This window comes from Shewanella sp. SG41-3, from assembly GCF_014164545.1.
GTDB lineage: Bacteria > Pseudomonadota > Gammaproteobacteria > Enterobacterales > Shewanellaceae > Shewanella > Shewanella vesiculosa.
The window spans coordinates 73,015-83,522 of record NZ_JACJFJ010000013.1; the positions used below are offsets into that span (position 1 = coordinate 73,015).

The following is a 10,508-nucleotide window of genomic DNA, read 5'->3' on the forward strand; positions in this document are numbered from 1 at the left end:
TAACTCAAATGGACGTTGAAGAAATTCGCCAACGTCTTGAATTTGAACCACAGGCTTTGCCGCTACCAGCAAGCTTGTTGGCTAAATGCCATATTGACTTTAACAAGGTAGAACAAGCTTTAACCTGGCTTGATTCGCAGCCTAATCACTATATTGTGACCCTCTCTGATCCGCTTTACCCTCCATTGCTTGCACAAATTAGCGATCCTCCACAGGTATTATTTGTTAAAGGGTCAATAGAATCGCTGGTATTACCTAGTGTCGCTATTGTTGGTAGTCGAAATGCCTCCCGGGGTGGATTAGATATGGCCGCAGATCTGGCTCGTCATTTAGCGAGCCAAGGGTTTGCCATTACCAGTGGTATGGCGACGGGTATTGATGGTGCTGCTCATAAAGCGACTTTAGCGGTTAATGGAACGACCATGGCTGTACTGGGTTGTGGGGTAGAGTGCATATACCCAAAGCGTCATCTAAATTTGTATCAAGACATTATCAATACTGGTTGTGTTATCAGTGAATATTGGCCTGATATAGGGCCCTTTGCGGGGAATTTTCCTCGGCGTAATCGTATTGTTAGTGGTTTAAGCTTGGGCACTGTTGTGGTGGAGGCTAGTCGTAAAAGTGGTTCGTTAATTAGTGCTCGGCTGGCAATGGAACAAAATCGTGAAGTGTTTGCTGTGCCAGGATCAGTATTAGGCGGCTATAGCCAAGGTTGTCATGATTTAATTAAAAATGGGGCAAAACTTGTCGAGTCTGCTGCCGATATAATAGAAGAATTAAGCTGTTTATCCGATTATCACCTTGAACAATTGCATCTACGGCACCATATACAGGATAATGCTATTTGTGATTTGCCATTTCATCCGCTGTTAGCTAGTGTAGGTTATGAAACAACTGCAGTCGATGCCGTGGTTGAGGATAGTGGAAAACCAATAGATCTGGTGTTAATACAAATGCTTGAACTTGAGTTACAAGGGTGGGTTGCAGCAGTGCCCGGTGGTTACGTCAGACTAAAGAGGAGTTAGCCATGTTCGATATCCTCATGTATTTATTTGAAAATTACGTTCATAGTGAAATTGAGCTATTAGTTGATGAAGATGAACTCACGAAAGAGTTAACCCGTGCAGGGTTTCATCAAGTTGATATTATAAAAGCACTTTCTTGGTTAGAGCACCTTGCCGATCTTCAAGAGAGTGATAAACCGTACTTGTGTAATCACGCCCAACATTCATTCCGTATTTATACTAAAGCGGAAATGGACAAGTTAGATGTTGAGTGTCGTGGTTTTTTACTGTTTTTAGAGCAGATCCAAGTACTCAGTGTTGAAACTCGTGAAATGGTTATTGACCGTGTCATGGAGTTAGACGAAACCGCTTTAGTGTTAGAAGATCTCAAATGGGTAGTATTAATGGTACTATTTAATGTGCCTGGAAATGAGTCCGCCTACGAGCAAATGGAAGATTTAATCTTTGAGCAGCCAGAAGGGCGCTTACACTCATAACACAAAGGAGGCTTAGCCTCCTTTTTTAGATCTTCACAATATCATTCATTGAGAGCACGATGTCGAAAATTGATCAGCAGTTGTTTACTGCCCACGAGCATGCACTGGAGAAAGAGTTTGAACTTTGTCCTGTTTGTGGATCTGAACTGTCGGTTAAACACAGTAAGCATGGCAGTTTTGTCGGCTGTAATAATTATCCCAGTTGTGATTATACTCGCCCATTAGTGCAACATGAGTCGTTAGAGACTCAAGTTATTAGTGGGTCGCAGTGTCCGCAGTGTGGTCATGAGCTTGCGGTTAAATCTGGTCGGTTTGGTATTTTTATCGGTTGCACTCACTACCCTGAATGTACTCATATTGAGAAGCACGATCATTCTCATCAAGCCGAAAAATTGACTTGTCCTCTGTGTGCTAAAGGTCACCTTGAATCTCGTACGAGTCGTTATGGTAAGACTTTTTTTGCTTGCAGTGCCTATCCAAAATGTAAGTTTATCGTAAACTATCCTCCCTACAATGAAGCTTGTCCTGATTGTGGCTTCGGGATTTTAGTTGAACGTAAAGGTGCTGCGGGTAGTCGAGTTGAATGTCCGCAAAAATCCTGTAAATATAAGCGAGCTTTATAGTTTTTCGCTTACACCATTAAAATGATGCGAGGAAATTCCATGTTGCAATTGCAGCCAGCTGCTGTCGTCTCCGTTATCAATCAAGGTGGAGTTATTGCTTATCCTACTGAAGCGGTATTTGGTTTAGGCTGTGATCCTGATAACGACAGTGCTATCGAAAAGTTATTGGCCGTAAAGCAACGTCCTTGGCAGAAAGGCTTAATCTTGGTCGCCAGTTCATTTGAGCAACTTCTACCTTATCTTGATTTGACTCAGCTAACGGAGCAGCAGTTGCAGTTTGCCCAATCAAAGTGGCCTGGGCCCTTCACTTTTGTGATGCCAATAAAACCGCATGTATCTAAATTACTCTGCGGTGAATTTGATTCGATAGCTGTGCGCATATCAGCACATCCTGTAGTGCGAGAGTTATGTAACACCCTTAATAAGCCCTTAGTATCGACAAGTGCCAATTTAGCCGGTGAGCAACCGGTCGTCGATGCACAAAATATCATCACAGATTTTAGTGATAAAATTGATGCATTGATTTTAGGTAAGCTGGGCGAACAGCGTCAGCCATCAACCATTATTGATGCCCGCAGTGGTAAAATTATTCGCAGTGGAAGCTAATACTATGTCAAACAACCGTTCTCAAGTACCCGACGTGCAAAAAGTAAAATCCTTTTTGTTAGCATTACAGCAAAATATTTGTCAGCGTTTAGAGCAACTCGATGGTAAAGCCAGCTTCAAAGCCGATTCATGGGAACGTGAAGAAGGTGGTGGCGGCACGAGCCGAGTATTAACTCAAGGCCAAGTGTTTGAGCAAGCCGGCGTTAACTTTTCCCATGTGATGGGGGCGGCTATGCCCGCATCGGCCACTGCTCATCGTCCAGAGTTAGCTGGCCGCAGTTTTGAAGCTATGGGGGTGTCATTGGTTATTCACCCTAATAATCCTTATATACCGACGACTCATGCTAACGTGCGTTTTTTTATTGCCAGTAAAGAGGGCGCTGATCCTGTGTGGTGGTTTGGTGGTGGGTTTGATTTAACCCCTTACTATCCATTTAAAGAAGATGTGGTTAGTTGGCATCAAACGGCTAAAGATATTTGCGATCCATTTGGTGAAGATGTTTATCCAAAGTACAAAAAATGGTGTGATGAGTACTTCTTCTTACCGCATCGTAATGAAACCCGTGGTGTCGGTGGATTGTTTTTTGATGATCTTAACGAACCAGGTTTTGAGCGAAGCTTTGAGTTTATGCAAGCGGTAGGCAATGGCTTTATTGACGCTTATGCGCCGATAGTCGAACGCAACAAAGAGTTAGAATATGGCGATGAAGAACGCCAGTTCCAGCTTTATCGCCGTGGTCGCTATGTTGAGTTTAACTTGGTCTATGATCGTGGCACCTTATTTGGTCTACAAACAGGCGGTCGGACTGAATCTATTTTAATGTCGATGCCGCCATTGGTGCGTTGGGAATATGCATTTACTCCTGAACAAGGTAGCCCAGAAGCAGAACTGTATGACATCTACCTAAAACCTCAAGATTGGTTAGTCCAAACTTAATACTTGCCATGTCGCACTAATGAGTCATCGGTTACGCATATTGTCTGCTAAAGTCGAAATAGCCTGAATAATCACTTGTTGATGTTCAGGCTTTTTTATTGCGTTGGTGATCGCAGCACGCATACAAATTAACCACTGATCACGCATCGATTCATCAATCGCGAAGGGCATGTGCCTTGCTCGCAATGCCGGGTGGCCATGTTTTTGCTGATACAGTTGCGGACCACCCAACCAACCACTTAAGAACTCATACAGTTTTTGTTCAGACGCTTGTATTGGCGAGCGATGCATCGCTAATAACGCTTGAGTTTCGGGACGTGTTTGCATTTGTTGATAAAAGTCATGGGCAATCGCGCGGATCACCTTGTCGCCACCAATAAGGTCGTAGGCATTTGACTGTGTGGTATCTCTGTCATCAACGGCTTTCGGTTTAGTGAATAATTTACGTAACCAGTTCATATTGTCAGTTATTAGGGGTGTCGAAGTTATTATATCGAAATCATTACCATCGATGGATTATTTTTTTGTTAACGTTTTGATACCAATTATTTAACGATTAGGCTGTATTTCAGCTGTTAACTTGGTTAGATTGGGTGAAAAATAAAAAGGAGAGCCAAATGGCAAAAGTAATGCCTTCATTGGTTGCTGTAGCGCTATCAACTGTAATTGTAGGTTGTAGCCCAGCACAACAAGACCCTAAAATCACAATCAATACCAATCCGTATCCTAGTACTTATCAAATATTGCCTAATTCAACCACACTGCTTAAAAATGCCATTGTATTAACCGGTACTGGTGAGCGTATTGATAATGCTGATGTATTGATAAAAGACGGAAAAATTAGTGCTGTTGGTCAACAGCTATCCGCTGCAGGTGCCGTGGTAATCGATGCTAAGGGTAAGTGGATTACTCCAGGTATTATTGATGTCCATTCACATTTAGGCGTGTATCCAAGCCCGAATGCTGAGTCACACAATGATGGCAACGAAATGACCAACCCAGTAACCGCTGAGGTATGGGCTGAACATAGTGTTTGGCCACAAGACCCTGGGTTTAATCGTGCCCGAGAAGGTGGTATCACTACGCTACAAATTTTACCGGGTTCGGCTAACCTAATTGGGGGCCGTGGGGTGACACTCAAAAATGTTCCCGCGACAACCATGCAAGCGATGAAGTTCCCAGCTGCGCCTTATGGATTGAAAATGGCCTGTGGTGAAAATCCTAAATCTTTGTATGGTAGCCGTAACGAATTACCTATGACTCGTATGGGTAATATGGCGGGGTACCGTACAGCGTTTATTCAAGCAACAGAATACAAACGTGCTTGGGATAAATATGATGCTGACTATGCCGCAGGTAAGAACCCTGTAGCACCAGAGCGCGACTTAATGAAAGACACTCTAAAAGGTGTGCTTGAAGGTGATATTTTAATTCACAACCATTGTTACAAAGCTGAAGAAATGGCAATGATGATCGACCTAGGTAAGGAGTTCGGTTATCACGCCGGTACATTCCATCATGCTGTAGAAGCTTATAAAATTGCCGATTTACTTGCTGAGAATGGTAATTGTGCTGCTATGTGGCCTGATTGGTGGGGCTTTAAACTCGAAGCATACGACATGGTGCTTGAAAATGTTGCTATGGTCGATGCGGTTAAAAACTCTTGTGCTGTCGTGCATTCAGACTCTGGCGTAACCATACAGCGCCTTAATCAAGAAACAGCGAAAATCATGCATAACGCAAATGCTAACGGCTTTAACTTAAAAGCTGAGCACGTGATTGGCTGGATTACTGCTAACGCAGCAAAATCATTGGGTATTAGCGATAAGACTGGTTCACTCGAAAAGGGTAAAAATGCAGATATGGTTGTATGGAATACCAATCCGTTTAGCGTATACGCTCAAGCTGAACAGGTATTTATTGATGGTGCAAAAGTGTATGACCGCCAAGACCCTGCCTATCAGGCACAAAGTGACTTTATGTTAGGTCAGGAATAAGGAGCAAGACAATGACATTATTTAACAAATCTGCGCTTGCTTTGAGTTTATCAATGAGTCTTGCTTTAGTGACTAGCGCTGTTAAGGCTGAAACTATTGCCATTATTCATGCCACCGTTCATACCGCCACCGAACAAGGTGTATTAAAAGATGCTTCGGTTGTGATTGAAGACGGTAAAATTGTGGCTATTAATCCTCTATTACCGACTGCGGACACCATTATCGATGCCAAGGGTGCAATTTTAACACCTGGTTTTATTGCTAGCATGAATGATTTGGGCTTAGTGGAAATTGGTGCGGTAGCATCTTCACGTGATGCTTACGAAAAAGAAGCTGATGTTGTTTTCGATCCTAGTTTAGCTTACAACCCCAAGGCATCTACAGTGCCATTTGCTCGCAAAGGCGGGATAACTCGTAATGTAGTGTCATCAGGCGGTGGCGAAGGCATTTTTGCAGGACAAACATTTACCGTAGACTTAAGTGGTGATTGGGACAGTATACTGGCCGCTAACACCGGATTAGTTGTTGCATTAGGTGCTAAAGAAGAAGGCTCTCGTGCAGCAGGAATGCAGCAATTGATCCATAAACTTGAAGATGCTAAAAAAGCGCAAGCCAAAAAGAGTAAAACGAAAAAAACTGCTGAAGATGATAGCGAAGTGCCAAGTCGTGAAGATGAGATTATTCACGCGGTACTCGCGGGTGAAAAACCATTAATTATCGACGTCGACCGTGCCAGCGATATTTTGCATTTAATTAAACTTAAACAAGACTTAGGCATAGATCTTATCCTGGTCAATGCTGCAGATGCTGTATTAGTGGCTGATAAGCTAGCGCAAGCCAACATTCCCGTGGTTATTGATAGCATGCGTAACTTACCAGAAAGTTTCGATGCATTGCATAATTCTCTCGAAAATGCAGGTAAACTGGCAAACGCGGGTGTCAAAGTAGCCATTGCATTACCGGGTGATAGTCATGGTATTTACGCACTACGTTTTAGTGCTGGTAATGCGGTTGCTAACGGGATGAATTATGATGATGCCCTTGCTGCTGTGACGGCAAATGTGGCTGATATTTTTCATTTAGACTCTGGGCGGATTGCGGTCGGCAAGTCTGCAGATTTAGTGTTATGGAGCGGCGATCCGTTCGAGTTTAGCAGTAAGGTGCAAAAGATGTGGATTGCAGGAGAGGAGCAAAGCACAGACAGTCGTCAAGACAAGCTCCGTGATCGCTATTTACAAAAAACGGCAATGCCTGAAGCCTATAGCCGATAGCATCTCACGATTTACGTGGGACGTTTCCCTAAATCGTTAATGAAGAGACAAAGCGAATGACAGATAAGTATGCTGTATTTGGTAACCCAATAGCACAAAGTAAGTCACCATTTATACATACTGAGTTTGCCAAGCAAACTCAGCAAGACTTAAGCTATGAAGCTATTCTCGCACCGGTAGATCAATTTGACTCTTGGTTAACGGCATTCTTTGCCGATGGTGGTAAAGGTGCCAATGTTACTGCGCCTTTTAAAGAGCAGGCGTTTGCCATGTGCGATGAGCTCAGTGAGATGGCTAAACTCGCTGGGGCAGTCAATACCTTGTTTAATTTGCCCGATGGCAGAATTGGTGGTGATAATACTGACGGCATTGGTTTGGTTAATGACCTCGAAATGCTGTTTGGCTCCTTAAAAGGTAAACGAGTGTTACTGGTGGGTGCTGGTGGCGCGGCAAGAGGCTGCATTTTGCCTATTTTACAGCACAATGTGGCTCAGCTAGTTATTTGTAACCGGACCCACGAAAAAGCAGTGCAGCTTCAAAGTTTATTTAATGAATACGGTAATTTTTTTGCTAAACCCATCGATGACCTGAAATCTCCATTTGATTTAGTGATTAATTCAACTTCAGCCGGTTTATCGGGGCAGTTAATTGCTCTTCCGAGTGTTATTGTTGATGAAACTACTGATTGTTATGACATGACTTACAGCCGCCAAACCACTGTATTTAATCAGTGGGCTCAAGATCTACATGCCCATAAAACTGCTGATGGTTTAGGTATGTTAGTCGGCCAAGCTGCAAAGAGTTTTAGCCTATGGCGTGGTGTCGTTCCAGAAACTGCTTCAGTTATGCGACAACTACGAGAATCAATGATGCAAAAGGTAGCGGATTAATGAATCAAAGCGTAATTTTTTCCGATCAGCTGTTTATTGAAACGAATCAAGTAAGGTTCATTGCGCAGCTGCAGGGCATGAATATTAACTGTTTTGCTAGCTTCGGTATTATCAGCAAGCTCTGTGATCATCAAGACGTAAGTCAACATAATGCTGCCGGTTTATTTGAGCAATGCCGTTTTGATTTAGAAGACAAAGCGGAAAGTCTTATTGAACAAGAAGCTTTTAACGACAGCGGTGAGATTATAGTGGTGTGTTGATGTGCCTAATGAGTATGATTTATCTTGTTAGTTGCGCAACCTTCCGCAGCCGGCCTTTTTTTGAGACCTTTCTGGATGTACATATTGTTATCCGCCTGCTTAAAGGCGCTTGCCCAATCTTGAACATAGTGCGCAATCCCGAAACTAAAGTGAATTCCCGGCGATAAAGCCGCTAAGTCTTGTTGCAGTTGGCTGATTTGTTTTTCGATGGTTTCTATAGGGCCACGGCATAATGCAACAAATTCATCGCCACCATAACGAGCAAGCAAAAATTCAGAGTGCCATAGCTTTTTTAATGATTGCGCAAAGGCTTTTAATGCATTGTCACCCGCCTGATGTCCATGTTGGTCATTTAGCGGCTTTAAATTATCCATATCTAAAATAATAATGTAGCTGGCTAAGTCTGGCTCATGTTGCCATTGTAAAATCGCGCTATCAAATTTCTTCCGGTTATACAGCTCAGTTAGTCCATCATAATCTGCCATGATTTCGATTTTTTTAGACTTCTGATACAGTGAAATTGCGTTAGCTGCTTCTGATGTAAGAATATTAACCAGATTTATATCATAATCACCAAAGGCTTCCATCTTGCTACTGTCTAAATTCATCATTCCATAAAGTTTACCGTCAATGCGTATAGGGCTCGATAAGGTTGAGCAAATCGGCTTTGTTGAAGCATGTAAGAGTGCATGTTGATCATCGCTAGTGAGAGTACTTTTAGCATTAATGTTTTTCATATTGTTAATCACAACGGCTTTATCACAGCGCCCATTCGTGCTTCGAAATTGAAAGGTTTCCTCTAAAGTAAAATTTATTTTTCGCAAAGCCTCTAAATCTAAACCCACAACCGATTCAAATTGTAATCTACTGGTGTTCTTATCAACCAAAATCATACTGCCCATTTCGGCATCATCTATAGCAATAACCGCTTTTTGTAGTAGGGCGTCTAAGAAGGCATTTTCAGAATTGTATTGGCTCGATAAATTAACTAACTCATAAGTAGTGTCGTTAATATGGATAACTTGCTCTAAATGCTGCCAAAGCCGCAAAATATTCTGTTTATGAATGTAATAAGCGATGCAATAACTCAGTGTGTAAACAGCACAAACAAGGAATAGAGATAGATAAAAGAACGAATTATTAGGTATGGCGAATGTGAATATAATAATAAATAGCGATAAAGGTACTGCAAGCAACAGAAGGTGACTGGTAAAATCGACATAGGCGATGTGTTTATTATTAATCTGACCTCTGGTATTCACTTCAAACATCCTGGGTTATAAATAGCTAAAACGACTTAACGATTAAACATCGTGTCAGTTTTATATTAAGTTAAGTTGTCGCCTCTACTAATTTAACCCTAGTGATCAGCATTAGTACGATAATGGCAGTATAAATCATACTGTATGTGTTAATAACTCTCTATCTTGTTCATCACTATAGTGGTTAAGCCAATAATATAAATGTGTTGAATAACTCATTTAGACAAAACTTAAAACGATATAGACCAACTTCATACAGATCTATATCGCTTACATGGGTTTCTCTATTGCTGTAAATCCACTAAGTATTCATTTTTTAAACGAACATAGTTATCTGCAGATATTGGCAAGAAGGCACGTTCTGCGTCAGTTAAAGGACGGACTTGTTTACAAGGACTGCCAACATACAAATAACCACTCTGCAAAACTTTATTGGGTGGTACTAATGAACCCGCTCCAACAATCACGTCATCTTCTACTATGGCCCCATCAAGTAAGATCGCACCCATTCCTATTAATACACGATGACCAATCTTGCAGCCATGCAACATTGCCTTATGACCAATAGTCACATCGTCACCGATAATCAAGGGATTTCCTTCAGGATTAGAAGGCGATTTACGCGTGACATGCAATATACTCCCATCTTGAACATTACTGCGTTTACCAATGCGGATTTTATTCACATCACCACGGGCGGCAACTAATGGCCAAACACTTGCGTCATGGTCTAGTTTTATATCGCCCACAAGTACCGCAGACTCATCAACATAGACGTTATCAGCCAAATTGGGGTGAATTCCTTGGTAAGTTCTTACATTAGTAGACATAACAATCCTTATATATTCATGGTTTATGACAGTATAATGCTTAAAAACTAGCTGGTCAGGCTAAATTATCCGCAAACAAGCCAAAAATAACAAATAACCTCAAAAAAGGCCTTGCACAAAATCTTAAGCTGCCTATAATGCGCATCCACTGACACGGCAGACAGCGAAAGCGGTTACCGAGTTGGGTTGAGTTAAGTGGTTCATATCACTGGATTCAAGGCGAAAAGAAAGTTTGAAAAAACACTTGACGCCGACACGGGAAAGCGTAGAATACGCACCCCAAGCCAACGACCTAGCGTCTTACGGCGATGTCTGAAAAATCGACATCACG

Annotated in this window: 12 protein-coding genes; 9 read left to right on the forward strand and 3 right to left on the reverse strand. The window is 42.1% G+C overall.

What is annotated here, in order from left to right; translation table 11 throughout:
- The first annotated feature begins 8 nt into the window (after nt 1-8).
- Genes dprA through hemF form a run of 5 tightly spaced genes read left to right on the forward strand, consistent with a single transcriptional unit; the run spans nt 9 to nt 3,667 of the window.
- Entirely contained in the window at nt 9-1,025 is a 1,017-nt protein-coding gene (dprA, locus tag H5164_RS18955) for a DNA-processing protein DprA (RefSeq protein ID WP_182742796.1), read from the forward strand.
- Nucleotides 1,026-1,027: 2 nt separating this feature from the next.
- Nucleotides 1,028-1,501 (forward strand): DUF494 family protein, encoded by a 474-nt coding sequence (locus tag H5164_RS18960; RefSeq protein ID WP_124016546.1) that lies wholly within the window; start codon nt 1,028-1,030, stop codon nt 1,499-1,501.
- A gap of 59 nt (nt 1,502-1,560) precedes the next feature.
- On the forward strand, nt 1,561-2,124 hold the full coding sequence (locus tag H5164_RS18965; RefSeq protein WP_182698815.1) for a type I DNA topoisomerase: 564 nt from the start codon (nt 1,561-1,563) through the stop codon (nt 2,122-2,124).
- A gap of 39 nt (nt 2,125-2,163) precedes the next feature.
- Complete coding sequence (locus tag H5164_RS18970) at nt 2,164-2,730, forward strand: L-threonylcarbamoyladenylate synthase (RefSeq protein ID WP_182757322.1); 567 nt, start codon at nt 2,164-2,166, stop codon at nt 2,728-2,730.
- 4 nt (nt 2,731-2,734) lie between these two features.
- Nucleotides 2,735-3,667 carry an oxygen-dependent coproporphyrinogen oxidase gene (hemF, locus tag H5164_RS18975; protein ID WP_182757323.1) on the forward strand — a complete coding sequence of 311 codons (933 nt, stop codon included), beginning with the start codon at nt 2,735-2,737 and terminating at the stop codon, nt 3,665-3,667.
- 24 nt (nt 3,668-3,691) lie between these two features.
- Here hemF and H5164_RS18980 read toward each other — a convergent pair whose 3' ends face one another.
- Nucleotides 3,692-4,126, reverse strand: a complete 435-nt coding sequence (locus H5164_RS18980) for a group II truncated hemoglobin (protein WP_182757324.1) — start codon at nt 4,124-4,126, stop codon at nt 3,692-3,694.
- A 158-nt stretch (nt 4,127-4,284) separates the two neighbouring features.
- Here H5164_RS18980 and H5164_RS18985 point away from each other — a divergent pair, with 158 nt between their 5' ends.
- The 4 genes from H5164_RS18985 to H5164_RS19000 are packed head-to-tail and all read left to right on the forward strand — an operon-like array spanning nt 4,285 to nt 8,085.
- Entirely contained in the window at nt 4,285-5,664 is a 1,380-nt protein-coding gene (locus H5164_RS18985; protein WP_182757325.1) for an amidohydrolase, read from the forward strand.
- Nucleotides 5,665-5,675: 11 nt separating this feature from the next.
- Nucleotides 5,676-6,935, forward strand: coding sequence for an amidohydrolase family protein (locus H5164_RS18990; protein ID WP_182757326.1), 1,260 nt, complete (start codon nt 5,676-5,678; stop codon nt 6,933-6,935).
- 56 nt (nt 6,936-6,991) lie between these two features.
- Nucleotides 6,992-7,825 carry a shikimate dehydrogenase gene (gene aroE, locus H5164_RS18995; RefSeq protein WP_182698810.1) on the forward strand — a complete coding sequence of 278 codons (834 nt, stop codon included), beginning with the start codon at nt 6,992-6,994 and terminating at the stop codon, nt 7,823-7,825.
- On the forward strand, nt 7,825-8,085 hold the full coding sequence (locus H5164_RS19000; RefSeq protein WP_182698809.1) for a DUF1488 domain-containing protein: 261 nt from the start codon (nt 7,825-7,827) through the stop codon (nt 8,083-8,085). Before aroE ends, H5164_RS19000 begins: the two co-directional genes overlap by 1 nt.
- A 5-nt stretch (nt 8,086-8,090) precedes the next feature.
- Here the strand turns inward: H5164_RS19000 and H5164_RS19005 are convergent, their stop codons facing one another.
- Together H5164_RS19005 and H5164_RS19010 are read right to left on the reverse strand one after the other, a co-directional pair.
- Complete coding sequence (locus H5164_RS19005) at nt 8,091-9,347, reverse strand: sensor domain-containing diguanylate cyclase (protein WP_310736208.1); 1,257 nt, start codon at nt 9,345-9,347, stop codon at nt 8,091-8,093.
- Nucleotides 9,348-9,631: 284 nt separating this feature from the next.
- Complete coding sequence (locus tag H5164_RS19010) at nt 9,632-10,177, reverse strand: gamma carbonic anhydrase family protein (RefSeq protein WP_124016537.1); 546 nt, start codon at nt 10,175-10,177, stop codon at nt 9,632-9,634.
- Between the last annotated feature and the right edge of the window lie 331 nt (nt 10,178-10,508).

Excerpts from the sequence above, each read along its gene's own strand:
- H5164_RS19000 (WP_182698809.1), top strand. The coding sequence starts at position 7,825 with ATGAATCAAAGCGTAATTTTTTCCGATCAGCTGTTTATTGAAACGAAT.
- H5164_RS18980 (WP_182757324.1), bottom strand. The coding sequence starts at position 4,126 with ATGAACTGGTTACGTAAATTATTCACTAAACCGAAAGCCGTTGATGAC.
- hemF (WP_182757323.1), top strand. The coding sequence starts at position 2,735 with ATGTCAAACAACCGTTCTCAAGTACCCGACGTGCAAAAAGTAAAATCC.
- H5164_RS19010 (WP_124016537.1), bottom strand. The coding sequence starts at position 10,177 with ATGTCTACTAATGTAAGAACTTACCAAGGAATTCACCCCAATTTGGCT.
- H5164_RS18985 (WP_182757325.1), top strand. The coding sequence starts at position 4,285 with ATGGCAAAAGTAATGCCTTCATTGGTTGCTGTAGCGCTATCAACTGTA.
- H5164_RS18970 (WP_182757322.1), top strand. The coding sequence starts at position 2,164 with ATGTTGCAATTGCAGCCAGCTGCTGTCGTCTCCGTTATCAATCAAGGT.
- H5164_RS18965 (WP_182698815.1), top strand. The coding sequence starts at position 1,561 with ATGTCGAAAATTGATCAGCAGTTGTTTACTGCCCACGAGCATGCACTG.
- aroE (WP_182698810.1), top strand. The coding sequence starts at position 6,992 with ATGACAGATAAGTATGCTGTATTTGGTAACCCAATAGCACAAAGTAAG.
- dprA (WP_182742796.1), top strand. The coding sequence starts at position 9 with ATGGACGTTGAAGAAATTCGCCAACGTCTTGAATTTGAACCACAGGCT.
- H5164_RS18960 (WP_124016546.1), top strand. The coding sequence starts at position 1,028 with ATGTTCGATATCCTCATGTATTTATTTGAAAATTACGTTCATAGTGAA.
- H5164_RS18990 (WP_182757326.1), top strand. The coding sequence starts at position 5,676 with ATGACATTATTTAACAAATCTGCGCTTGCTTTGAGTTTATCAATGAGT.